This window comes from Caulobacter hibisci (assembly GCF_016135805.1).
Taxonomy (GTDB): domain Bacteria; phylum Pseudomonadota; class Alphaproteobacteria; order Caulobacterales; family Caulobacteraceae; genus Caulobacter; species Caulobacter hibisci.
Genome location: NZ_JADWOX010000009.1, coordinates 18084 through 39719 on the forward strand (window position 1 = coordinate 18084; position 21636 = coordinate 39719).

Below are 21636 nucleotides of genomic sequence, written 5' to 3' on the forward strand. Positions count from 1 at the left end.
CAAACCGTTCCTTAAACGGATCGGGGTCACAACATGCCAGAAGCCCTGATAAAAAGCCGATGTCCGCCGTCCAAGCCGCCAATCCGCCGAGCCTGATCCGCAGGCCCCCGGCCGCCGCCGTCAAGGCCGCGGTCGAGGCGCATGGCCGCTATCTGAAGGGCCTGCCGGCCGGCCGTCGCGCCACCCTGGCCTATGTCGACCTCTCGCATTTCGAACTCGACGGCGTGGACCTGTCGGAAGCCGACCTGACCGGCGCGCTCCTGGCCGGCGCTTCGCTGCGTGGCGCTGTGCTGGACCGGGCGGTGCTGTACGGCGCGGACCTGCGCGACGCCGACCTGCGCGGCGCCCGCCTGACCCGGGTGGACATGCGCGGGGCCTATCTGCGCGGCGCCAACCTGTCGGGCGCCGACCTGACGGCTTGCGACCTGCGCGAGGGCCTGACCGCCGTCCAGGACGGGGCCGAGGGCTTTCGCCTGCTGCGCCATTCCGAGGACGGGGCCGGCCTCGACTACACCCTGCTGAAGGGCGCCAGCCTGAACGGCGCGCACATGTCCGGCGCCTTCGCCCGCGCCGCCGACCTGACCGACGCCGACCTGTCGGGGGCCACCCTGTCGAACGCGCGGCTCAACAACGCCACGATGAACCGGGTCGACATGACCGGGGCCGAGATCTTCGGGGCCGACCTTTCGGGCGCCCTGCTGCGCCGGGCGGTGATGACCGGGGTCGACGTCTCGGGCGCCAATCTCGAGGACGCCGATCTGGCCGAGGTGCTGCGCGCCCCGCCGCCGCTGATCTATATCGACGACCAGCCGCTGCACGAGCTGCTGGAAGACCACGAGCGCTTCTGCACCAGCGGCGGCGCCCAGGGCCGGGCGATCTCGATCCCGCAGGTCGACTTCCGGCCCATGCGCCGGCTGAAGGGCCGCAAGCTCAGCGGCCTGTCGGCCCCAGGCTCGATCCTGTTCGGCATGGACCTGGAGGGCGTCGAACTGCAAGGCGCCAACCTGGCCGGCGCCGACCTGCGCGGGGCCAAGCTGAAGGGCGCCGACCTGCGCGGCGCGCGCCTGACCGACGCCGACCTGGCCCGCGCCGACCTGACCGGCGCCAAGCTCGGCCCGCTGGTGATCAGCGAGGGCCGATCCCTGCGCACCGACCTGACCCGCGCGATCCTGCGCGCCGCCAACCTGACCGGCGCCAGCGCCGCCCGCGCCCGCCTGATCGACGCCGACCTCGCCCGCGCCAACCTCTCAGGCTGCGACCTGCGCGGCGCCGAGCTGCCGGAAGGCTTCGTTGCGCCGAAGGGCTGAGGCGTCCGCCAACACCCCCTGTGGAAGTCATCGCCCGCTTCATGCGGGCGACCCAAGCTGACCTAGCCACATCCTGACACGCCGCTTGGGTCACCCGGACGAGCCGGGTGATGACTTCGGGTTTGGGAACGGCGATTTGGCAACGGCCAGCCCGGATACCTTTTCCATCTTTCCTTATTCCGCCCGCCCGCTACACCCGACCTCCACGCACGCATGGGAGGGCGCGATGGGACTTCGAGGGCTTCTGACGGCCTTGGCTCTGGGCGCCCTCTGCGCGACCGGCGCGGCGAGCAGCGCCGCCGCCCAGCTGCGCCTGACGGTCAATCCGCAAACCACCGCCCTGACGCCCCTGCCCGCCCTGACCGGCGGCCGCGTCGTCGCCAGCGCGGACGGCTGGACCTACCAGTGGCCCGGCGTCCATTTCGAAGCCGCCTTCGAGGGCGGGAGCGTGCTGGTCAAGCTCGGCCCCGGCGACCAGATCCTCCACCTTTCCGTCGACGGCGCCCCGGCTCGACGGCTGGTGAAGCCCGCCCCCGGCCTCTATCGCCTGGACGGTTTCGGCCCCGGCCGCCACCTGGTGCGCGCCGCCGTGGTCGGCGAGATGCAGTCGGCCCCGGCCCGCTTCGGCGGCTTCTTCCTGGAGGGCGGCAAGCCCTTGCCGCTGACCGCGCCGCGCCGCCAGATCGAGTTCATCGGCGACTCCCACAGCGTCGGCTACGGCGACGCCTCCGACAAACGCGTCTGCACGCCCGACGAGGTGTGGAGCACGACCGACAATTCCATCGCCTTCGGCCCGCTGACCGCCGCCCGCTTCGGCGCCGATCACCAGGTCAACGCCATTTCCGGCCGAGGGATCGTGCGCAACTACGACGGCATGGCGGGCGACACCCTGCCTCAGGCCTGGCCAAAGGCCCTGCTGGGCGCGGCCCCGGCCTACGCCAACGCCGACTGGGCGCCGCAGGTGGTGGTGATCAACCTGGGCACCAACGACTTCTCCACCCCCGTGAAGCCCGGCGAGCGCTGGAAGGACCGCCAGGCCCTGCGCGACGACTATGTCGAGACCTACGCCCGCTTCGCCCAGGCGATCCGCGCCCGCCAGCCCCAGGCCTTCCTGATCCTGCTGGCCCCGCCCAGCGCCGAGAACGAGATCGCCGCCCAGGTCGACCGCGTCGCCGAGCGCCTGAAGGCCGCGGGCGAGACCCGCCTGGCCGTCATCCCGGTCGGCGAGATGGAACTGACCGCCTGCGACTGGCACCCCTCGGCCCGCGACCAGCAGGGCATCTCCGCGCGGCTCTCGGCCTTCCTCGACCAGCGGCCTGAGGTGTGGCTGGGGCGGTAACGAGCCGCGCCGACGGACCGTTCGCCCGGCTTCCCCATAGGGAATTCCCTAGCTGGCGGCGGGCGGTCCCGGCGCGGAGAGTGCCGGCGCCGCCGAGCCCCGGGCGGCGCGTAGCAGGAGCACCGTCGCCATGCTCGATTCCGTCGCCTCGGCCCCATCCCGCCAGACGCCGCCGCCATCGCCGGGGCCGTCCTCGGCGCCCGCTTCGGCGCCGGCTTCGCCGCCGCCGTCCCAGACCGCCGTCAACACGGTGCACAAGGCGCTGGAGAGCGGCTTCTTCAACCCGATCACCCACGACGACGTGAAGACCGCCGTCGGCGCCCTGACCCAGCTGGACTCGGCCAACGCCAAGACCGCCATCGAGACCCTGGCCAAGGACGGCTCGCTCGACCGGCTGGCGGCCGAGGTCAACGACGGCAAGGGCCTGGGGCTGGGCGGGCTGTCGGCCGACGAGAAGCGCGACTTCTTCAACGCCATGGCCAAGGACCTGGGCGGGTCGCAGCTGAAGTCGCTGTCGGACGCCTTCGCCAAGGCCGGCGGCGACTATCACGGCAAGGCCGACGTCCAGGCCCTGGGCCAGGCGGTCGCCACCCACGCCGCCTCCGACGTCAAGGTCGCCTATGTGCAGGCCCAGGCCGGCTCGACCCTGGACCACACGGCCGACACCACCCGCCCCTTCACCCTGATGGGCTCGACCCAGGTCACCAGCCACGGCGACGCCGAGGCCGCCGCGGTCGGCGACGTGCTGGCCAGCCTGAAGGGCGACCCGGCCGCCGCCCAGAAGGCCTTCGACGCCCTGTCGCCCGACCAGCTGCGCGGCGTGCTCGACGCCTCGATCGACCGGGTGGAGACCTCGCGCACCGTCGCCTCGATGAGCGGGGCCGGCGCCGCGCACAGCAACGCCACCACCCTGGACGCCACGACCTACAAGGCCATCCTCGAGGCCGGCGCCCAGTCGACCGACGCCGACTTCAAGGCCCGGCTGTTCGCCGAGGGCTCGGCGGTGTTGAAGGGTCTGCCCGACCAGAACCTGCTGCTGGGGATCAGTTCCTTCGATCGCCCCGAGGCGACCCGCGCCATGGCCGAGGGCCTGACCAGCGTGCTCAAGAGCGACGTCTCGGGCGTGATGCGCGAGCTGGCTTTCAACGCCGAGACCCGCGACGGCACGGCCTTCGCGACCTACGCCAAGCAGATGCTCAACGACAAGCAGACCGAGCCGCTGGCCGACATGATGCAGCAGCTGCAGGTGGGCGGCGCCAAGACCGAGAACCCGATCGACCGCTTCGAGGCCGTGACCCAGGTCACCCTGCCCAACGGCCAGGCGGCGGATCGCTACGAGAACGCCGCGGCCCTGGGCCACTATGTCGGCGGGGTGCAGGCGGCCGCCGCCTCGATCACCACCGACCAGAAGGCCCAGGCCGAGCTGATCTCGGCCGTGCTCAAGAGCGGGCTGACGATCCTCGACAAGTCCGGCGTCGGCGGCAAGGGCGTGGGCGCCGCCGCGGCGGTGGCCAAGGAATGGGTGACCATCGGCACGAACGCGGCGCTCAAGGCCCTGCAGGACAATCCGGCGGCGACCGGCGAGGCCCTGGACCTGGCCGCCGTGCCCACCGATCCCAGGACCGGCGAGGAGGCCGTGGGCAGCAACTCCAAGAGCGCCTACAACACCGCCCTGAACACCGTGGCGCGGCAGGCCAAGCCCTGACCGCGCCGACTGGAGCCCTGATGCGCCGACTGTTCGCGACGCTCGTCCTGTCGGGCCTGGCCGCCTGCGGCCCGGCGGCCCTCGGTCCGCCGAAACAGCCGCCCCCGCCGCCGGCAGGCTTCGTCGAGACGCGGTCGCTGTCGCTGGACCAGGCCGACGATCCCTACCAGCGCGTCGTCGAGACGGGCCTGGCCGAGACGGCCGCCGCCTCGGGCGAGGCCCAGGGCGACACCGTCACCTACCGATCGCCGCCCGGCGAGACCCGCGCGGCGATCGAGGCCCACTACCGCCAGGCCGCCGACCAGGACGGCTGGACCCCGGACCGCACCCTGGCCCCGCCGGCCGGGTCCAGGGTCGAGGGCTACTGGTCGTTCGGCTATCGCGCCGGCAAGCGCTGGTTCCAGGTCGCCGGCGTCACCCCGGGCCCCGCCCTGCCCGTTCCGGAAGCCGGCCTGCCGGTGGTGGTGCGCAGCAACGCCGACTGATCCGGGCCCTAGATCCCCGCCTTGATCGGCGCGAGGTCGGGGAACACCGGCTCGCGCTTGCCGGCCTTGGCGGCGAAGGCCTCGGCCATGTGCGGGCCCGCCAGCATGCCCGACTGCCAGACGGCCAGGTAGTCGAGGGTGTTGGCGACCGAGTGATCGCGGGCGTAGTTGATGATCACCTTGCTGCCGGTCACCGCCAGCGGAGTCTTCGAGGCGATCTCGCGGGCCGTCTCCAGGGCGTGGGCGACCACCGCCTCGTGGCTGTCGAACACCGCGTTGACCAGACCCAGCTCCAGGGCCTTGGCGGCCGGCAGCTTGCGGCCGGTATAGGCCAGCTCCTTGACCCAGCCCTCGGGGATCAGCTTGCACAGGCGCGGGAAGGTGCCGACGTCGGCGGTCATGCCGATGTTGATCTCCTGGATCACGAAATAGGCGTCGGCCGTCGCGTAGCGGATGTCGCAGGCGGTGGCGAAGTCGACGGCCCCGCCGATGCAGCCGCCCTGGATGGCCATGATCACCGGCATCCGCGCCCGCTCCAGGCACGAGAAGGTCTCCTGCAGGCCCTTGACCTTGTGGCGGAAGGCCTCGGCCGCGACGTGGCGATCGACGGGCTCGCCGCCGGTGATCCCCTCGTCGGCGAACACCGACAGGTCCATGCCGGCGCTGAAGTGCTTGCCGGTCGAGGAGATGACGATCGCCCGCACCCCGCCCTGCCGGTCGAGGTCGTTCACGATCGTCGGCAGCTCTCGCCAGAACGAACGCGTCATGGAGTTGAAGCTTTCCGCCCTTATCAGCTTCAGGTGGGCGACCCCGGCCTCGAGCTCTACTGTGAAGCAGCTATACTGTGTGGGTGTTTCATTTCCCATCGTCGCCTCCCTTATCGTTGTTCACCTGAACGATAGCACGGGCGGCGGCGGCGACGTCAAATCCGGCGGACGCCTTCCCCGACGCGTCTGGCCCCGCCAAGGAGTTCAAGTCATGCGCAAGCCCATCACGACCGTCCTGTCGATCGGCGCCGTCCTGGCCACGGGCCTGGCCGCCCCGCTTCCCGCCCTGGCCCAGGGCAAGCCGCTGGGCGGCCTGTTCTCGTGCGAGGGCACGGGCGGCAAGCAGGAAGGCGGGGCCCTGATCGGGGCCGGCGTCGGCGCCCTGGTTGGCAGCAAGATCTCCAAGAACGAAAAGGCCCTGGGCGCCATCGTCGGCGCGGCCGCCGGCGCGGCGGCGGGCTCCTATATCGGCTGCCGCATGCAGTCGACCGACACCGCCCGCGCCCAGGCCGCTACCAAGAAGGCGCTGGAGACCGGCCAGTCGCAGGCCTGGAACAACCCGCGCACCGGCGCCTCGGGCCGCATCGACGTGGTCTCGTCCAGCTACGGCCCGCCGATCGCCGGCGACCAGCTGCGGTTCGAGCGCAACATCCAGCAGCTGGCCAGCTACGACGCCGTCGGCGCCGACTACACCGCCCGTTCGACCGCCAACCTGCGCAGCGGCCCGTCGACCAGCGGCGCCGTGGTCGGCAAGCTGTCGGCCGGCGAGCGGGTCGAGATCCTGGGCGCGGTCCCGAACTCCAACTGGCTGCTGGTCGGCCGCAACGGTTACGGGACGGGCTATGTCTCGGCCTCGCTGCTGACCGCCGGCAACTACGGCCCGGCCCCCTCGTGCCGCACCATCGCCGCCCAGATCGCCACCAGCGGCCAGCGCCCGACCACCGAGCGCTACAGCGCCTGCAAGGACGGCCGCGGCGAGTGGCAGCTGACGGCGGTCTGATAACTTAAGCACCTCCCCCGCAAAGCGGGGGAGGTGGCGCGGCGCCACCGGCGACGTGACGGAGGGGGCTACCGCAAGCTCGGCGCCCAGTCTCGCCCCCTCCACCGCTTCGCGGTCCCCCTCCCCCGTTTCACGGGGGAGGAGCTTTCTCCAAACACACCCACGTCCAGGTCACCCCAACCGCCAGGTTCCCCGACTGCACCGACGCCGCCTCGGCGCGGTGGACCAGCCGCAGGCCCGACGCCGCCGCCAGGGCGATCGTGTGCTCCACCGAGATCGGCCACACCGGTCGCGAAGGCGCGCCGAGACCGTGGCGCAGCGACATCACCAGCACCCCAAGCGGCGCCAGCAGGCCCGCCAGCCTGGGCATGGCGACCGCGCGGGCGTCGTCGTTCAGGTGCTGCCAGACGCCGCTGAGCAGCAGACGCTCGAAAGGCCCTTCCAGCCGCGCCAGGGTCGGCAAGCGATCATCGATCCAGGTCAGGTCCGGATGCAGGGCCATCCCCGCCGCCCGCAGCGACGCTGCCGGTTCAACGGCCGCCACCGCATGGCCCATGCCCGCCAGCCAGGCCGCGTCGCGCCCCGTCCCCGCCCCGATGTCGGCGATGCGGGCGGGCGTCGTCGGGATGAACGCCGACACCGGCGTGTAGAGCCCGGCCGGATCGATCGCCTCGAAGCGCTCGACCAGTTCCGGTCCGTCGGTGGAATAGGCGGAAATTACCGTCTCGATCATCGACTCTCCAGCGATCTTGGCCTTGCCTCTCCACGACATCGCATCCTAGCGTTCATCAACCTGAGATGTCGGTAGAGGAACCGTGATGCGCAGCGTCATCATCGTCGGAGCATGGGTCTTGGCAGCCGCCACCGCCGGCTGCGCGGCCAAGCCCAAGCCGGCCATCGCGACGGCGTCCTGCCCGCCGCTGACAGCCGCTCAGTGGCAGCCGCCGGCCCTGAAGGCGCATCACGACCTGTTCGACGCAGCGCTCCGTCATCGCTTCGGCGACATCGGCACCCACGGACTGTTCGAGCATACAGAGGAGGCGCGCGGGACGGTCGTCACGGTGCGGCGGATCGGACCGGCCCGCTTCGAGATGCCCGCGCCGGGCCAGGGCGGCGAACTGGAGATCGTGCTGGAGCGCTGCACCGCCAAGGTTTTGAAGGTGCGTAAGTTGGCCGATCTGGAGGCCGAGCCCAAGCCTATCGCCCCGGACCAGGATCCGGCCGACTGACCGTGTCCTAAAGATCCACGACCTCGCATTTGAGGCTGGCGCGGATGCGGTCGGCGACGATGCGGCGGTGGCAGCAGGCCGGGTCGTCCTCGTAGCACAGCAGGGCGATGCGCTTGTCCTTCGCCAGATCGGTCGCCTGGGCCAGGGCCACCTGGGCGTCGGGCTCCTCCAGATGAGCGCTGAAGATCTGCCGCATCTCGTCGGTGCGTCCGGCGCGGGCGGCGTCGCGGCCGGCCTTGGGCGTGCCCAGCGGCCGCAGGTGCAGGTAGCCGATCCCCTCGGCCTCGAGGCTGTTTCCCAGCAGGGTCTTGGAGAAACCGGCCTTGCGCGACGAGGCCACGGCCCGCACGTCGACCACCAGTTCCACCTGCGCGGCTTTCAGGCGCCCGATCATCCCGCCCTGCGTGTCGGTCTCATAGCCGATGGTGGCGAGCGGATTCATGGCCGGCTCCATTGGACGGCGGGGCGTCGGGCGCCTACCTTAGGCCGCAAGCTGCCGAAGAAGGAACCTCGGGCTTATGGACGCCGCCGTCTTCCGCGAACCCAAGCGGCGTTTCATCGCCATCGACAGCCGGGCCGGCGGCGGCGAGATGGCCGCCCTGGACTTTGGTCCGCCCAGCCGCGCCATCGACGTCGTCTTCGTTCACGCCAACGGCTTCAACGCCCAGACCTACCGCACGCTGCTGGCGCCGCTGGCGGCCGGCCTGCGAGTGCTGGCGGTCGACCAGCGCGGACACGGCGACAGCCGGCTGGCCGCCGATCCCGAAGGCCGGCGCTCGTGGCTCGACCTGCGCGACGACCTGCTGGCCCTGTTGCAGGCCCTGGACCAGGCGCCGGTGGTCCTGGCCGGCCACTCGATGGGCGCGACGGTCAGCCTGCTGGCCGCGGCCGAGGCGCCGGGCAAGGTTTCCAGCCTCGTGCTGCTCGATCCCGTCGTCATGCCGCGCATGCTGGCCCTCTACGCCAAGGCCCCGTGGACCTCGGGGCGTCTCTGGAAGCGCCTGCCGATCGCCCAGGCCGCCACCCGCCGGCGCGAGGTGTTCGACAGCCGCGAGGCCGCCTTCAACGCCTATCGCGGGCGCGGCGCCTTCAAGACCTGGCCCGAGGCCATGCTGGCCGACTATGTCGGCGGCGGCTTCAAGGACCGGCCCGACGGCAAGGTCGAGCTGGCCTGCACCCCGGCCTGGGAAGCCTCCAACTACGCCGCCCAGGGTCACGATCCCTGGCGCGCGGTCAGCCAGTTCCGCGGCCGGGTGCGGATCCTCAAGGCCGAGCATGGCTCGACCTGCGCCGCCGGCGACAGCTTCGCCCGTCGCGGCAAGGCCGTGCGCATCGAGACCGTGCCGGGAACCAGCCACTTCCTGCCGATGGAACGCCCCGACCTGGTCCGCGAGGCGATCTTCGAGGCGGCGACTTAGAACGCGATCCTTCTCCCCTTGCGGGAGAAGGTGTCGGCGAAGCCGACGGATGAGGGGTCGCACGAACGAAAAAACGCCGCGACGGCCTTTCGGCTGTCGCGGCGTCTGGCGTCTGAGAGACCCCTCACCCGACCCGCTTCGCGGGCCACCCTCTCCCGCAAGGGGAGAGGGATCTGGGCTTAGATCACCAGATGTTCACGCGATCGGCCGGCGCGATGTACAGCTTGTCGGTGGGCTGGATCTTGAAGGCCTTGTACCAGCCCGGCTGGTTCCGGATCGTGCCGTTGACGCGGTAGACGGCCGGCGAGTGCGGGTCGCTGGCGATCTGCTGCTTCAGGGCGTCGTCGCGGCTCTTCTGACGCCACACCTGGGCCCAGCCAAGATAGACCCGCTGGTCGCCGGTGAAGCCGTCCAGCACCGGGGCCGGCTTGCCCTTCAACGAGGCGTGGTAGGCGTCCAGGGCGAAGGACAGGCCGCCCATGTCGCCGATGTTCTCGCCCATGGTCAGGTCGCCGTTGACGTGCACGCCCGGGAACGGCTCGAACGCCGAGTACTGGGCGCCCAGCTTGGCCTTCTGGACCTCGAACTTGGCGGCGTCTTCGGCCGTCCACCAGTCGCGCAGCACGCCGTCGCCGTCGGACTTGCGGCCCTGGTCGTCGAAGCCGTGGCCGATCTCGTGGCCGATCACGCCGCCGATGCCGCCGTAGTTGACGGCCGGGTCGGCGTCCGGATGGAAGAACGGCGCCTGCAGGATGGCGGCCGGGAACACGATCTCGTTGTTGACCGAGTTGTAGTAGGCGTTGACCGTCTGCGGGGTCATGCCCCACTCGGTCTTGTCGACCGGCTGGTTCAGGCGCTCGACGTCGTGGCGCCATTCGAAGGCGCCGGCCCGCAGGCTGTTGCCGTAGGCGTCGTCGGCGCTGATCTCGAGCTTGGAATAGTCGCGCCAGGTGTCGGGATAGCCGATCTTGACGGTGAACTTGGCCAGCTTGTCCAGGGCGCGGGTCTTGGTCTCCGGGCCCATCCAGTCCAGGCCCTCGATGCGGGCCTTCAGGGCCGTGCGCAGGTTGGCCACCAGGTCGACCATCTTGGCCTTGGATTCCGGCGGGAAGTACTCGGCCACATAGACCTTGCCGACGCTCTCGCCGAGCATGCCGTTGACCTGGGCGACGCCGCGCTTCCAGCGAGGCTTCTGCTCGGGCTGGCCCGACAGGGTCTTGCCGCGGAACTCGAAGCTGGCGTCGGCGAAGCGCTTGGACAGCAGCGGGGCCGCGCCGTCGACGATCTTGAACGCCTGCCAGGCCTTCAGGGTGTCGAGCGGGGTGTCGGCATAGACCTTGGCGAACTTCGGGAAGGCCGTGTCGGTGGTCACCACCACGCGGTCGAGCTTGGGCAACTCGGCGCCGACCAGGTAGCGGTTCCAGTCATAGCCCGGGGTCAGGGCGGCCAGTTCGGCCCAGGTCTTGGGGTTGTAGGTCTTGTCGCGGTCGCGGCGCTGCACGCGGGTCCAGCTGGCTTCGGCGAGCTGGGTCTCGAAGGCCACGACGGCCTTGGCGGCCTCGGCCGGGTTCTGCCAGCCGGCATAGCCCAGCATCTTGGCGACGTAGAGCTCGTAGGCGGCCTTCTTGTCGGCGAACTTGGCGTCGAGATAGTAGTCGCGGTCGGGCAGCGACAGGCCGCCAGCGCCGGCATAGACGGCGTAGCGGTTGGGGTTCTTGGCGTCGCTCGAGATGTAGAGGCTGAGGATCGAGGCGAAGGCCGTGGTCGGGCTCTTGCCCATCAGGGCGGTGAAGTCGTCCTTGCTGGTGATCGCGCGGATCTCGGCCAGCTCGCCGGCGATCGGCTTGGCGTCGAGGGCCTCGATGCGGGCCTCGTCCATGAACGCCTTGTAGGCCGCGCCGACCTTGACGCTGTCGGCGTCGGTGGTCTTGCCGGCGGCGGCGCCCTCGATGATGGCGCGGGTGCGGGCTTCCGACAGCTCGGCCAGCTTGTCGAAATTGCCGTAGCGGGTGCGGTCCGACGGGATCTGGGTGACCTCGTCCCACTTGCCGTTGGCGTACTGGTAGAAGTCGTCGCCCGGCTTGACCGAGGCGTTCATGCCGGTGAGGTCGAAGCCCCACTTGCCGTAGCGCGGCGAGGCCAGCGAGACGGCGCCGCCGCCCGCTTCGGCGGCCGGGGCGAACAGCGACTGCACGGTGCAGGCGTCGTCGACGCAGGCGTGCTCCTCATGCGCCTGGGCGGCGAAGGCGGACATCGAGAGGGCGACCGCCGCGGCGGCGCCGAACCAAGCTTTTTTCATAGAAAGGCAGATCCGGTGGAAAACCGGCGGCAATCTGCGCCTGGCGCCGGAATTTCCTGCCTTAAAATTCTGTCATGTTTAGGGGCGTGAGCCGGGTGCTCAATCGCCGGTCAGTGCCGATGCGGCGGCGCGGGCAGACCCCCAACCGCAGGTCGTGGCGCGTTGCGTTGCACGGCCAGCCGGGCCTCGACCCGCCGCCCGTCGTCGAACACCAGGGTCAGCGGCAGGCGGCCGCCGAGGTTCAGACCCGCCGTCAGTCCCATCAGCATGAAGTGCCGGCCGCCGGGCGAGAAGCTGACGCTGCCGCCGGCCGGGATCACCAGGGGCTCGTCCATGCCCCGCATGCTGGCCACCCCGCCCTGCATCGCGGTCTGGTGGATCATCACCATCCGGGCCACGGGGCTGGCGGCGCCGACCAGGGTCACCGGCCGGTCGCCGGTGTTGACCAGGGTCATGTAGCCCGCCCCGTTCATCCCCGCCTGGGCCGGCCGCGCCCAGGCCTCGCGCACCGACACCGGCGCCCCGCGCGGCGCGGCGATCGCGACGACGGGCGTCAGGGCCAGGAGGGCGAGCAGCGGGGCAAGGCGGCACATGGCGGGTCTCTGCGGATGGGGGCGACGGGAGACGGCTTACGCTTCTCGGTCAAAGGCGGCGACCAACTCAAAGTTGCCTTCTCCCCTTGCGGGAGAAGGTGGCGGCGGTAGCCGACGGATGAGGGGTCTCTCAAACACGAGACGCTCCGCCTAGCCGATCCGCCGCACGCGGCTTTGCGTTCTGAGAGACCCCTCACCCGACCCCCGCCTTCGCGGGGGCCACCCTCTCCCGCAGGGGGAGAGGGGCGCGAACATTCGCACCACGACCTTCGGCGTCGTTCCCTCTCCGCCTGCGCCCCCGAACCGTGCTAGGCGAGGCGTCCACGCTCGACGGACCCTCCACGGACCCCCGCATGACCGGCCAATTCACCGACGCCGAACGCCGCACCACCCTGGCCGGCCTGATGATCGTCTTCCTGCTCAGCGCGCTGGACCAGACCATCGTCTCCACCGCCATGCCGCGGATCATCTCCGAACTGCACGGCCTGACGCTCTATAGCTGGGTGACCACCGCCTACCTGCTGAGCTCGACGGTGATGGTGCCGATCTGGGGCAAGCTGGGTGACATCTACGGCCGCAAGCCGGTGCTGGTGGCCGGCATCTCGATCTTCATGGTCGGCTCGTGGCTGTCGGGCCTGTCGGGCGAGTTCGGCCCGCTGCTGGGCATGAACGGCATGGTGCAGCTGATCGTCTTCCGCGCCTTGCAGGGCATCGGCGGCGGCGCGCTGTTCACCACCGCCTTCGCCATCATCGCCGACCTCTATCCGCCGCGCGAGCGGGGCAAGTTCGCCGGCATTTTCGGTTCGGTGTTCGGCCTGTCCAGCGTGCTGGGCCCGCTGATCGGCGGCTATTTCACCGACCACGGCACCATCCAGCTGGGCGCCCACGTGATCGCCGGCTGGCGCTGGGTGTTCTACGTCAACCTGCCGCTGTGCCTGCTGTCGCTGTTCATGATCCTGGTGAAGATGCCGGCCCTGCCGCACCAGCGCTCGGGAAACATCGACTTCCTGGGCGCGGCCCTGCTGATCGCCGCCTTCGTGCCGCTGCTGCTGGCGCTCAGCCTGGGCGGTCACGACATCGCCTGGGCCTCGGCCCAGAGCGTGGGCCTGTTCGCCGGCGCGGCCGTGGCCCTGGGCCTCTTCGTCTATGTCGAGAGCCGGGTGTCGAACCCGATCGTTCCGCTGCATCTCTTCAAGAACAAGACCTTCGTCACCGCCAACCTGGCGGCCTTCCTGATCTCCATGGCCTTCATGGGGGTGGCGGTGTTCCTGCCGCTCTACATGCAGCTGGGCCTGGGAGTGGACGCCACGACCTCGGGCCTGGCCATGCTGCCGCTGATGGGCGGGCTGATCATCGGCTCGTCGGTCTCGGGCCAGCTGGTCACCCGCACCGGCAAGTACAAGCCGTTCATGCTGGCCGGGGCGGCCCTGCTGCTGGTCGGGGTGCTGCCCATGACCCACCTGGCCGGGATCAGCCACCTCTACCTGCTGTGCCTGCTGCTGCTGGTGGTGGGCGTGGGCCTGGGACCCAACCAGAGCCTGTTCAACCTGGCCACCCAGAACGCGGTGTCGCCGCGCGACATCGGCGTGGCCACCAGCTCCAACCAGTTCTTCCGCCAGATCGGCTCGACGGTCGGGGTGGCGGTGGCCGGCGCCCTGCTGACCACTCGCCTGGCCAGCTACGGCGGCGGCAAGCTGGATCTGGGCGCCCTGCAAGGCCTGGCCCTGGAGAGCGGCGTGGTGGGCGGCCATCGCGACCCGGCGCTGGGCCAGGCCCTGGCCTACGCCGTCAGCGGCGTGATGCAGGCGGCGCTGGTGGTGATCGTGCTGGGCCTGGTGGTGATCTTCTTCGTCCCCGCCCTGCCCCTGCGCTCGCGCATGCCGACGCCGGAGCCGGTGCTGGAAAAGGAATAGAAGAGGTCCTTCTCCCCTTGCGGGAGAAGGTGGCGGCGAAGCCGACGGATGAGGGGTCGAAAGGCCTGTCGGATAGTTTTGAGAGACCCCTCACCCGACCTCCTTCGGAGGCCACCCTCTCCCGCAAGGGGAGAGGGATCAAAGAAACGAATACGGGTCGATGTCGATCGTCACCCTCACCGAGTTCGGGATCTTGGCCCGCGCCCGCCACGCCGCCATGAACCCCGGCAGGTCGACATTGCGCCCGGCCCGCACCAGAAACCGCTTGCGCCGCCGCCCGCGCACCAGGCCCAGCGGCGCGTCGGCGGGGCCGTAGACTTCCACCCCTTCCGCATTAGGCGTCGCCGCGGCCAGGGCCTGGACATAGGCCTCCAGCGCTTCAGCGTCGGGACCGGAGGCGATCACGGCGGCCAGGCGGCCGAACGGCGGCAGGCCGGCTTCCTCGCGCATGGCCATCTCGGCCTCGACGAAGGCGTCGCGGTCCTGGGCCTTCAGGGCCTGAAGCACCGCGTGCTCGGGGGCGTAGGTCTGGAGGTAGGCGCGGCCCGGCTTCTCGTGGCGGCCGGCGCGCCCCGTCGCCTGGGCCAGCAGCTGGAAGGTCCGCTCGCCGGCCCGCAGGTCGCCGCCGCGCAGGGACAGGTCGGCGTCGATCACCCCAACCAGGGTGAGGTTGGGGAAGTTGTGGCCCTTGGCGGCGGCCTGGGTCGCCACCAGGATATCGATCTCGCCGGCCGCCATGGCGTCGACCAGCGCCCGCGCCCCGGCCGGATCGAACACCGTGTCCGACGAGAACACGGCGATGCGGGCGTCGGGGAACAGGTAGCGCGCCTCTTCCTCCACCCGCTCCACGCCCGGACCGATCGACACCAGGCTGTCCTTGGCCCCGCAGTGCGGACAGGCCTCGGGCTTCTTCATCGAAAAGCCGGTCAGGTGGCAGACGAGGCGCCCGGTATAGCGGTGCTCGACCAGCCAGCTGTCGCTGTCGGGCGACTTCAGCTTCTCGCCGCAGGCCCGGCAGAGCACCAGCGGCGCATAGCCCCGGCGATTGAGGAACAGCAGGCTCTGCTCGCCCTTCTGCAAGGTCAGGGACACCGCCTTGACCAGGGTCGGCGACAGCCAGCGGCCGGGCTCGGGCGGGGTGGCCCGCATGTCGATCAGCTCGATGTCGGGCAACTGCGCCGTGCCGTGGCGCGCGCCCAGCCGCAGCCAGCGATAGCGACCGGTCTGGGCGTTCCACAGGCTTTCCAGCGACGGGGTCGCGCTGGCCAGCACCACCAGGGCCTTCTCGATCTTGGCGCGGGCCACGGCCAGGTCCCGGGCCTGGTAGATGAAGCCCTCTTCCTGCTTGAACGAGCCGTCGTGCTCCTCGTCGACAACGATCAGCTTGAGGTTCGTAAACGGCAGGAACAGCGCCGAACGGGCTCCGACCACGATGCGGGCCCGGCCGTCAGCCACGGCCTCCCAGGCCCGGCGGCGGCGGGGCGGCGAGACGCCCGAGTGCCACTCGATCGGCGCCGCGCCGAAGCGCTGCTCGAAGCGGGCCATGACGGCCTGGGTCAGGGCGATCTCGGGCAGCAGCACCAGCACCTGGGCGGCCGGATCGGCGGCCAGGGCGGCGGCGGCGACCTCCAGATAGACCTCGGTCTTGCCCGAGCCGGTGACCCCGTCCAGCAGCGCGGCCTGGAAACCGCCGGCCGCCAGCATCTCGGCCATCACCTCGGCCGCGGCCTTTTGACTCGGGTTCAGGGTCTGGGGCGGCAGGGTCAGGTCCGGCTGCGCCACCGAGTCGTCGGCGGCGACCAGCACCGGCTCCAGCGCCCCCTCGTCCACCAGCCCCTTGACCACCCCGGCCGAGACCCCGGCCTGGCGGGCCAGCTCGGCGGCGCTCATCGGGCCATGCTCGGCGGCGGCCAGCACCTTCAGGCGCGCGGGCGTCATCCGACCAGGCTGGACGCCGGTCAGGGCCACGGCCTTCTCGGGCTTGGCCGTCGGGTGGCGCAGGCCGCGCAGGGCCATGGCCAGCGGCCAGCCGGGAACATCGACGCTGTAGCGCGCGGCCCATTCGACGAAGGTGATGACATTGGCCGGCAGGGGCGGATCGTCCACCCGGTGCAGGACGGGCTTCAGCGGTCGGTTGCCGCCCGCGCCTTCGCGCAAGGCGGTCACCACGCCGCGCACGGTGCGCGGACCCAGGGGCACGGCCACGTGGTCGCCGACGGCCAGGTCCAGGCCCTCCGGCTCGGCGTAGTCGAAGGCCTCGGGCAGCGGCATGGGCAGCAGGACGGAGGCGATGCGCGGCATGAGAACCGCCTTCTGCGCCAGAAACCTCGCCGCGTCGAGACATCTGCCGCGCGGGCCCCGGTTCAGCTCATCAAGCCGGCGTTAACCGAAACAGGTCTTCATCGGGCTCGCCTGCCACGTGCGGGCGAACGCAGGGATAGGTGTTCATGAGCGAGTTCAGTCAGGCGCTGGCCCAGCCGCAGATCGATCCGGACCTGGTCCGCGACTTCCTGCGCGACCAACCGGAGATGCTGCGCGACGACGCCGACCTGCTCAGCGACCTGGGCCTGAAGCTCGACGGCGGCAATGTCGTCGAGTTCGGTCACGTCGCCATCGCCAAGGCCGCCGCCGCCCGCGAGCGCGAGGCCCACGCGCGCAAGTTCGTCGAAGCCACCGCGGAGGCCAACATGTCGGCCCAGGCCCAGGTGCACGCCGCCGTCATCGACCTGCTCGACGCCCGCAACCATTCCGATCTCGCCCGCCGGGTCGACGAGATGGCCGCCCTGCGCTTCAGCCTCGCCGCCGGCACGGTGGCCCTGGAAGGCCCCGCCCGGGTGCCCGCCGGCTGGCACGCCCTGGTCGACGGCCAGGTCGACATGATCATGGGCGACCACGGCGTGGCCCGCATGGGCTTCTTCGCTCCGGCGCTGGGCCTGTTCGGCGACAAGTTCGAGACCATCCGCAGCATGGCCATCGTCCGCATGGCCCTGTGGGAGCCCTCGCGCCAGGCCGTCCTGGCCTTCGGTTCGACGGACCCCGAAGCCTTCACCCCCGACATGGGCTCCGATCTCGTGGCCTTCCTGGCCCGCGTCGTCGAACGCACGGCCGAGCGTTGGCCGGTTCCCTAAGATCCTCCCCCTCTGGGGGAGGTGGCCCAGAGGGCCGAAGGGGGGGCGTTCTCAGCTTCCGAAAAGCTGACAGGTCTTGCCCCAACTCCCCTCTCCGTCCGCTTCGCGGACACCTCTCCCACGGGGAGAGGGTCTCGTGACCTCCGCCCGCGACGCCCTGGCCGCCTGGCTGACCCATCTCGCCGACGAGCGCCGCGCCTCGCCGCGCACGGTGCGGGCCTATGGCGACAACGTGCTGGCCTATCTGAACTTCATCGAGCGCCATAACGGCGGGAGCCTGTCGCTGGCCGACCTCGGCGCCGTCTCGGCCGCCGACCTGCGGGCCTATCTGGCGTTCCGGCGCTCGGGGGATCACCCACTGTCGCCGCGCTCGGTCAGCCAGAGCCTGTCGTCGATCCGCGCCTTCCACCGCTTCCTCGACGCGCGCCTGTCCACGCCCAACGCCGCCATCGGCCTGGTGCGCGGGCCGCGCATCAAGGTCGGAGCCCCGCGTCCGGTCACTGAGGACCAGGCGCGAGGCTTGCTGGCCGAGATCGCCGTCGATCCTGATCGCGAAGAGTGGGAAGCCGCCCGCGACGAGGCGGTTCTGACCCTGCTTTGGGGCTGCGGCCTGCGGATCTCCGAAGGGCTGTCCCTGACCCGCGCCGACGCGCCCCTGGCCGAGACCCTGCGCATCACCGGCAAGGGCGGCAAGACCCGGATCGTGCCGGTGCTCGACGCCGTGCGGACGGCGGTGGACGCCTATGTCGCCGCCCTGCCCTTCGTGCTGGCCCCGAACGAACCCCTCTTCAGGGCCAAACGCGGCGGGCCGCTGTCGCCCCGCCACGTGCAGGCGGCCATGCAACTGCTGCGCGGGCGCCTGGGCCTGTCGGACCGCGCCACGCCCCACGCCCTGCGGCACAGCTTCGCCACCCACCTGCTGGGCGCCGGCGCCGACCTGCGCTCGATCCAGGACCTGCTGGGCCACGCCTCGCTGTCGACGACCCAGCGCTACACCCAGGTGGACGCCGAGGGGCTGCTGGCGGCCTACGGCAAGGCGCATCCGCGGGCTTAGAAGCTCTCTCAGCACGAACTCGGCGCAGTCGCATAAGGTGCGGGTTCAGACTTGCTCAGCCCAGAGCAGCGCCCCTCAGGTCGCATTTCCGACGTTACAGCGATTTTTCCTGCGACAAGGAGTCGCGCGAGCCTGTGAATATCTCCGGCTTAACCACGCTTTTACTGCGGCTGCCGCTTTCTGCCGTCCAAAGATGAAACACCTCCGGCCGCGCTGCGCGCCCGGGGGACGCTGAAAGCGGGACCGCCTGATGAAACTCGACGATCTGAAGATCGCCACCAAGGTGATGCTGCCGGCCATCGTGCTGGCGCTCGTCGCCGTCGCCTGCGTGGGCGTGGGCGTGTGGCAGCAGAAGAAGCTTGAAGCCGCCGTCGTGCGGATTGTCGAGCAGCGCGCGCCGGCCGAATTGGAAATGGCCCGCTTCAACCGCCGGGTCGCCACCATCGGCTACGCCGCCTATCGCACCGTCGCCAACGAGGGCGGCACCGAGGCGGCCCAGCAGGCGTCGGCCGAGATCGACGAGGCCTTCAAGACCGGCAAGGCCCGCCTCGACGCCGTGGCCAAGGCCGACCCCAGCGCGACCAAGGACGTCGCCGCCTTCCGCACCCGTTTCACCAAGGTCTATGACAGCGGCCGCCAGGGCGCCGACCTGGGCCTGCAGAACGCCAACGAGGCGGCGATCATGGTCATGGCCGTGATCGACCCGGACATCAGCGCGCTGACCAAGGACGTCTCGACCTGGACCGACAAGCACGCCGACGAGACCCAGTCCATCGTCGACAGGGCCCGCGCCGACGCCAGCGCCGGCATCATGATCACCGTGGTGTTCGGTCTGGTCTCGGCCGCCGCCGCCCTGCTCTTCGCCGTCTGGCTGGGTCGCAACAAGATCGCCCGCCCGCTGATCAACCTGTCCAAGACCATGGAAGTCCTGGCCCAGGGCTCGGTGGAAGTCGACGTCAACGGCGCCCAGCGCCGCGACGAAGTCGGCGCCATGGCCCGCTCGGTCCAGGTGTTCAAGGACAACGCCCTGGCCCTGCGCACCGCCGAGGCCGCCCAGCAGCGCGCCGCCGCCGAGACCGAGAGCGAGCGCCGCAAGAACGAACAGATCCGCGAAGCCGCCGCCAAGGAGCAGGCCTTCGTCATGGAAGCCATCGCCACCGGCCTGAACCGCCTGGCCGAGGGCGATTTGACCTACCGCGTCGACGCCGACTTCCCGGCCGACTACAAGCGCCTGCAATCGGACTTCAACGGCGCCATCGCCCAGATGGAAGAGGCGATGCGCACCATCGTCCACGCCGCCAACGGCATCGGCGCCGGCAGCGACGAGATCGCCTCGGCCGCCGATGACCTGTCGCGCCGCAGCGAGCAGCAGGCCGCCAGCCTGGAAGAAACCGCCGCCGCCCTCGACGAGATCACCGCCACCGTCCGCCGCTCGTCGGCCGGCGCCGTGGAAGCCTCGCGCGTCGTCACCTCGACCCGTTCTGACGCCGAGCGCACCAGCGTCGTCGTCAAGGGCGCGGTCGACGCCATGCAGCAGATCGAGAAGTCCTCGACCGAGATCAGCCAGATCATCGGCGTGATCGACGAGATCGCCTTCCAGACCAACCTGCTGGCCCTGAACGCGGGCGTCGAAGCCGCTCGCGCCGGCGACGCCGGCAAGGGCTTCGCGGTCGTCGCCCAGGAAGTGCGGGCCCTGGCCCAGCGCTCCGCCGAAGCGGCCAAGGAGATCAAGACCCTGATCTCGACCTCGTCGCAGCAGGTGAACCAAGGCGTGTCGATGGTCGGCCAGACGGGCGAGGCCCTGCAGGCCATCGTCGGCAAGGTCAGCGAGATCGACGCCCTGGTCAGCGAGATCGCCGCCGGCGCCGCCGAGCAGGCCACCGGCCTCAACGAGGTCAACGCCGCCGTCAACCAGATGGACCAGACCGTCCAGCAGAACGCCGCCATGGTCGAGCAGTCGACCGCCGCCAGCCACTCGCTGAAGGGCGAGGCCACTGGCCTGATGGCGATGATCTCGCGCTTCCAGGTCTCCGGCGCCGAAGCCCGCCGCGTCTCCTCCGGCGGCGGTTCGGCCCGCCGCCATGCCCCGCCGCCGGTGTCGCGTCCGGTCGCTCGTCCGGCTCCGGCCGCCCGTCCGGCGGTGTCGCTGGCCGGCTCCGACAGCCGCCCGGGCGTCAACCCGGTCCGCTCGGCCCAGGCCAAGCTCGCCGCCTTCGCCTCGTCGCCGGCCCCGGCCGCCAGCAGCGACGACTGGGAAGAGTTCTGATCCCGATCTAGTGCGCGTACCCGCCCCGCGTATCGGGGGCGTATCCTCCCCTTGAACTACCAGCCCCGCCGGTGCGAACCGGCGGGGTTTTTCTTTGCCCGTCAGCGCCCATATCCATCGGAGCGCGAGCAGGGACACGGGGGAAGCGGATGACGGCGGTCGAGACCTTGCGGGCGCCGCGCCTGCCGCGCGGCTTCCTGATCGGCCCGCTGATCCTGGCCCTGCTGGTCGGACTGGTCGCCCTGGTCCCCACGCCGTGGTTCATCCGCCTGGGCGCCCTGGCCGTGGCCGGATTGATCGTCGGCGTCGCCCTGGTCTTGGCCCTGCCGCCGCCCTGGCTGGAACTGGACGACGACGGCTTCACCGCGCACCGCCGCCTCGGCCGCGACCGCCGGGTCGCCTGGGCCGACATCGAGCGCTTCGAGATCGGCCGCACGCCCAAGCCGCACCCCGCCTTGCGGGTCCTGATCGCCGTGCCGGTGTTTTTCCTGACGGTCCTGTCCAGCGCCGGGACGATGGACGTCGACGTCAGCGACACCTCGACCGACGCCATCGTCTGGCGCAAGGCGGGTTCGACGCGGACGCGCCCGGACGGCTGGATCACCGACACCTATGGCCTGGCCCGTGAGGCGCTGCTGGAGCGGCTGGAGGCGCGGCTGGCGGGTGTGCGCGGAGGCTGATGCTTCCTTCTCCCCTTGCGGGAGAAGGTGTCGGCGATAGCCGACGGATGAGGGGTCTCTCAAACTTCGACGCCGCACCCAGCCTCGCCGCCGTCGCAGCGGACAGGATTATCGACCCCTCACCCGACCCCCGCCTTCGCGGGGGCCACCCTCTCCCGCAAGGGGAGAGGGACTACTTTACCCCGCTCACCGTCATCGGGGCGTCCACCGGGCAGCCGTCGATCATGCGCATGACGGCGTAGCGGCCCTTGGCCCGCGGTTCCTTGGCCAGGGGCTGGGCCTGGACCGCCGGTTCCTTGCGTTCGAGGGTGAAGCTCACCTCGCCCATCGGACAGTTGCGCCGGGCGGGATAGACCACCCGGCCCTCCACCGGCTTGGCCGACGGCGCGGCGGCGGGAGTCACAGGCGCGGCCTGCACGGCGGCGGCCAACAGCATCGCGGACAAAAGCATGG

Annotated in this window: 19 protein-coding genes; 12 read left to right on the forward strand and 7 right to left on the reverse strand. The window is 70.8% G+C overall.

From position 1 onward, the window contains the following. The first annotated feature begins 59 nt into the window (after positions 1-59). The 4 genes from I4Q42_RS13865 (at position 60) to I4Q42_RS13880 (ending at position 4836) form a co-directional block, all read left to right on the forward strand. Entirely contained in the window at positions 60-1307 is a 1248-nt protein-coding gene (locus tag I4Q42_RS13865; RefSeq protein WP_198576676.1) for a pentapeptide repeat-containing protein, read from the forward strand. A gap of 226 nt (positions 1308-1533) precedes the next feature. Beyond that, positions 1534-2646, forward strand: a complete 1113-nt coding sequence (locus I4Q42_RS13870) for an SGNH/GDSL hydrolase family protein (RefSeq protein WP_198576677.1) — start codon at positions 1534-1536, stop codon at positions 2644-2646. A 130-nt stretch (positions 2647-2776) separates the two neighbouring features. Then, positions 2777-4351, forward strand: a complete 1575-nt coding sequence (locus tag I4Q42_RS13875) for a hypothetical protein (RefSeq protein WP_198576678.1) — start codon at positions 2777-2779, stop codon at positions 4349-4351. Between the two features lie 20 nt (positions 4352-4371). Beyond that, positions 4372-4836, forward strand: a complete 465-nt coding sequence (locus I4Q42_RS13880) for a hypothetical protein (RefSeq protein WP_198576679.1) — start codon at positions 4372-4374, stop codon at positions 4834-4836. A gap of 8 nt (positions 4837-4844) precedes the next feature. Here I4Q42_RS13880 and I4Q42_RS13885 read toward each other — a convergent pair whose 3' ends face one another. Continuing rightward, on the reverse strand, positions 4845-5702 hold the full coding sequence (locus I4Q42_RS13885) for a crotonase/enoyl-CoA hydratase family protein (RefSeq protein ID WP_198576680.1): 858 nt from the start codon (positions 5700-5702) through the stop codon (positions 4845-4847). A 112-nt stretch (positions 5703-5814) separates the two neighbouring features. On the opposite strand from I4Q42_RS13885, the gene I4Q42_RS13890 reads away from it, so the two are divergent. After that, positions 5815-6603 (forward strand): SH3 domain-containing protein, encoded by a 789-nt coding sequence (locus I4Q42_RS13890; protein WP_198576681.1) that lies wholly within the window; start codon positions 5815-5817, stop codon positions 6601-6603. 130 nt (positions 6604-6733) lie between these two features. Here the strand turns inward: I4Q42_RS13890 and I4Q42_RS13895 are convergent, their stop codons facing one another. Then, positions 6734-7336 carry a class I SAM-dependent methyltransferase gene (locus I4Q42_RS13895; protein WP_198576682.1) on the reverse strand — a complete coding sequence of 201 codons (603 nt, stop codon included), beginning with the start codon at positions 7334-7336 and terminating at the stop codon, positions 6734-6736. 85 nt (positions 7337-7421) lie between these two features. On the opposite strand from I4Q42_RS13895, the gene I4Q42_RS13900 reads away from it, so the two are divergent. Next, positions 7422-7832, forward strand: a complete 411-nt coding sequence (locus tag I4Q42_RS13900) for a hypothetical protein (RefSeq protein WP_198576683.1) — start codon at positions 7422-7424, stop codon at positions 7830-7832. Positions 7833-7839: 7 nt separating this feature from the next. Here the strand turns inward: I4Q42_RS13900 and I4Q42_RS13905 are convergent, their stop codons facing one another. Beyond that, complete coding sequence (locus I4Q42_RS13905) at positions 7840-8274, reverse strand: DUF488 domain-containing protein (protein ID WP_198576684.1); 435 nt, start codon at positions 8272-8274, stop codon at positions 7840-7842. A gap of 76 nt (positions 8275-8350) precedes the next feature. Between I4Q42_RS13905 and I4Q42_RS13910 the strand changes: the two genes are divergently transcribed. Beyond that, entirely contained in the window at positions 8351-9250 is a 900-nt protein-coding gene (locus tag I4Q42_RS13910) for an alpha/beta fold hydrolase (RefSeq protein ID WP_198576685.1), read from the forward strand. A 184-nt stretch (positions 9251-9434) separates the two neighbouring features. Here the strand turns inward: I4Q42_RS13910 and I4Q42_RS13915 are convergent, their stop codons facing one another. Both I4Q42_RS13915 and I4Q42_RS13920 read right to left on the reverse strand, forming a co-directional pair. Further along, positions 9435-11549, reverse strand: coding sequence for a M13 family metallopeptidase (locus I4Q42_RS13915; protein WP_198576686.1), 2115 nt, complete (start codon positions 11547-11549; stop codon positions 9435-9437). Between the two features lie 110 nt (positions 11550-11659). Beyond that, entirely contained in the window at positions 11660-12142 is a 483-nt protein-coding gene (locus I4Q42_RS13920) for a copper chaperone PCu(A)C (protein WP_198576687.1), read from the reverse strand. Positions 12143-12495: 353 nt separating this feature from the next. On the opposite strand from I4Q42_RS13920, the gene I4Q42_RS13925 reads away from it, so the two are divergent. Continuing rightward, positions 12496-14055 carry an MDR family MFS transporter gene (locus I4Q42_RS13925; RefSeq protein ID WP_198576688.1) on the forward strand — a complete coding sequence of 520 codons (1560 nt, stop codon included), beginning with the start codon at positions 12496-12498 and terminating at the stop codon, positions 14053-14055. A 138-nt stretch (positions 14056-14193) separates the two neighbouring features. Here the strand turns inward: I4Q42_RS13925 and I4Q42_RS13930 are convergent, their stop codons facing one another. Beyond that, a complete protein-coding gene (locus tag I4Q42_RS13930; protein WP_198576689.1) occupies positions 14194-16356 on the reverse strand; it encodes a primosomal protein N' in 2163 nt (720 codons plus the stop codon). 146 nt (positions 16357-16502) lie between these two features. Here I4Q42_RS13930 and I4Q42_RS13935 point away from each other — a divergent pair, with 146 nt between their 5' ends. From I4Q42_RS13935 to I4Q42_RS13950, 4 genes are all read left to right on the forward strand, one after another. Further along, complete coding sequence (locus tag I4Q42_RS13935) at positions 16503-17183, forward strand: DUF484 family protein (protein ID WP_198576690.1); 681 nt, start codon at positions 16503-16505, stop codon at positions 17181-17183. Positions 17184-17319: 136 nt separating this feature from the next. Further along, complete coding sequence (locus I4Q42_RS13940; RefSeq protein ID WP_198576691.1) at positions 17320-18237, forward strand: tyrosine recombinase XerC; 918 nt, start codon at positions 17320-17322, stop codon at positions 18235-18237. Positions 18238-18487: 250 nt separating this feature from the next. Next, a complete protein-coding gene (locus I4Q42_RS13945) occupies positions 18488-20503 on the forward strand; it encodes a methyl-accepting chemotaxis protein (protein WP_198576692.1) in 2016 nt (671 codons plus the stop codon). A 149-nt stretch (positions 20504-20652) separates the two neighbouring features. After that, positions 20653-21183 (forward strand): hypothetical protein, encoded by a 531-nt coding sequence (locus I4Q42_RS13950; protein WP_198576693.1) that lies wholly within the window; start codon positions 20653-20655, stop codon positions 21181-21183. Positions 21184-21355: 172 nt separating this feature from the next. On the opposite strand, the gene I4Q42_RS13955 is transcribed toward I4Q42_RS13950, so the two are convergent. Continuing rightward, positions 21356-21634, reverse strand: coding sequence for a hypothetical protein (locus tag I4Q42_RS13955; RefSeq protein WP_198576694.1), 279 nt, complete (start codon positions 21632-21634; stop codon positions 21356-21358). Positions 21635-21636 lie beyond the last annotated feature (2 nt).

Excerpts from the sequence above, each read along its gene's own strand:
- I4Q42_RS13865 (WP_198576676.1), top strand. The coding sequence starts at position 60 with ATGTCCGCCGTCCAAGCCGCCAATCCGCCGAGCCTGATCCGCAGGCCC.
- I4Q42_RS13870 (WP_198576677.1), top strand. The coding sequence starts at position 1,534 with ATGGGACTTCGAGGGCTTCTGACGGCCTTGGCTCTGGGCGCCCTCTGC.
- I4Q42_RS13875 (WP_198576678.1), top strand. The coding sequence starts at position 2,777 with ATGCTCGATTCCGTCGCCTCGGCCCCATCCCGCCAGACGCCGCCGCCA.
- I4Q42_RS13880 (WP_198576679.1), top strand. The coding sequence starts at position 4,372 with ATGCGCCGACTGTTCGCGACGCTCGTCCTGTCGGGCCTGGCCGCCTGC.
- I4Q42_RS13885 (WP_198576680.1), bottom strand. The coding sequence starts at position 5,702 with ATGGGAAATGAAACACCCACACAGTATAGCTGCTTCACAGTAGAGCTC.
- I4Q42_RS13890 (WP_198576681.1), top strand. The coding sequence starts at position 5,815 with ATGCGCAAGCCCATCACGACCGTCCTGTCGATCGGCGCCGTCCTGGCC.
- I4Q42_RS13895 (WP_198576682.1), bottom strand. The coding sequence starts at position 7,336 with ATGATCGAGACGGTAATTTCCGCCTATTCCACCGACGGACCGGAACTG.
- I4Q42_RS13900 (WP_198576683.1), top strand. The coding sequence starts at position 7,422 with ATGCGCAGCGTCATCATCGTCGGAGCATGGGTCTTGGCAGCCGCCACC.
- I4Q42_RS13905 (WP_198576684.1), bottom strand. The coding sequence starts at position 8,274 with ATGAATCCGCTCGCCACCATCGGCTATGAGACCGACACGCAGGGCGGG.
- I4Q42_RS13910 (WP_198576685.1), top strand. The coding sequence starts at position 8,351 with ATGGACGCCGCCGTCTTCCGCGAACCCAAGCGGCGTTTCATCGCCATC.
- I4Q42_RS13915 (WP_198576686.1), bottom strand. The coding sequence starts at position 11,549 with ATGAAAAAAGCTTGGTTCGGCGCCGCCGCGGCGGTCGCCCTCTCGATG.
- I4Q42_RS13920 (WP_198576687.1), bottom strand. The coding sequence starts at position 12,142 with ATGTGCCGCCTTGCCCCGCTGCTCGCCCTCCTGGCCCTGACGCCCGTC.
- I4Q42_RS13925 (WP_198576688.1), top strand. The coding sequence starts at position 12,496 with ATGACCGGCCAATTCACCGACGCCGAACGCCGCACCACCCTGGCCGGC.
- I4Q42_RS13930 (WP_198576689.1), bottom strand. The coding sequence starts at position 16,356 with ATGCCGCGCATCGCCTCCGTCCTGCTGCCCATGCCGCTGCCCGAGGCC.
- I4Q42_RS13935 (WP_198576690.1), top strand. The coding sequence starts at position 16,503 with ATGAGCGAGTTCAGTCAGGCGCTGGCCCAGCCGCAGATCGATCCGGAC.
- I4Q42_RS13945 (WP_198576692.1), top strand. The coding sequence starts at position 18,488 with ATGAAACTCGACGATCTGAAGATCGCCACCAAGGTGATGCTGCCGGCC.
- I4Q42_RS13950 (WP_198576693.1), top strand. The coding sequence starts at position 20,653 with ATGACGGCGGTCGAGACCTTGCGGGCGCCGCGCCTGCCGCGCGGCTTC.
- I4Q42_RS13955 (WP_198576694.1), bottom strand. The coding sequence starts at position 21,634 with ATGCTTTTGTCCGCGATGCTGTTGGCCGCCGCCGTGCAGGCCGCGCCT.